The 868-nt window shown below is 50.8% G+C and carries 1 protein-coding gene; it reads right to left on the bottom strand.

What is annotated here, in order from left to right; all coding sequences use genetic code 11:
- Positions 1-22 precede the first annotated feature (22 nt).
- Entirely contained in the window at positions 23-820 is a 798-nt protein-coding gene (locus ACR0J4_RS23105) for a hypothetical protein (protein ID WP_170644329.1), read from the bottom strand.
- Between the last annotated feature and the right edge of the window lie 48 nt (positions 821-868).

Raw genomic sequence — 868 nt, 5'->3', positions numbered from 1 at the left:
TGCAGTCAAAGTCACCATTCAATCAAAGGTCGGGTCTATGAATTCCGGAAGCGATGCGCGTGCGCTCGTAAAGACGTGAAAGAAGTGCTCCTAAAAGGTTGAGCCAGGTCATCGGAATTAAAACGACAAGGCCATGACCCTTTGTAAAACCAGGATTGCGTAGCTTAAAGTAGTGAACGTCTGATGGATCAAGCCGTTCATTGAAACGTTTTTCTTGCGGTGTTTCGATAGTGACCCATCCGACGTCACGCACAAACGGGTCTTCTGGACGAACTGCCGGATCAGAGAAGCTTTCAATGAGCTGGCGAGCGATTACCTGAGTATCAGCGCGCGGCTTAACATTCGGGTGCGGGAAAATTCGCCGAAAATACTTGCATAACAGGTGATAGCTCGACGTGTGAACGAGTGTGCCGAGATAGTACACTGGGGTGAATGGGTGGCTTAGTTTTTCAGTTAAAGCATGTACGATGCCGAAGCCGTAAGTTGCGCCGCGCCCGCGAAACCCAGGTGCCAACCCAGCCTCTGCCCGCAATACAATGACGCTGCGCCCATGCACTTGGCGTCGATAGCGGTGAACTGCACAATAACCAATAACACTTTGGTCTGCCGCGTTGTAAAGCTGGATGGATGTTGCTTCTGCCGGCGGTTCTATCACGTGCTGATGAAACTCTTCGGCGGAAACACCCGCAAAGATCTTTTGATGTACTGAATACAGTTTGTTCGAAAGTGCTCGCCGCTCACAGGCCGAAAGTTCTGCTGGCACAACAATCCTGCCTCGGGCAATCCTAGGTTCTTTTCCGGTATGGCGTTCCGTTTCCATTTTGACCGATTGTAATGCGAGGATGTGGAGATGTCTCTGCTAGGCTCT

It is taken from the genome of Ruegeria sp. B10 (assembly GCF_056539825.1).
The sequence above is the reverse complement of the archived record's forward strand: the minus strand, read 5'-3'. Positions and strand labels throughout refer to the sequence as shown.

Bases quoted from the DNA above. Each gene is read 5' to 3' on its own strand.
- ACR0J4_RS23105 (WP_170644329.1), bottom strand. From the start codon at position 820: ATGGAAACGGAACGCCATACCGGAAAAGAACCTAGGATTGCCCGAGGC.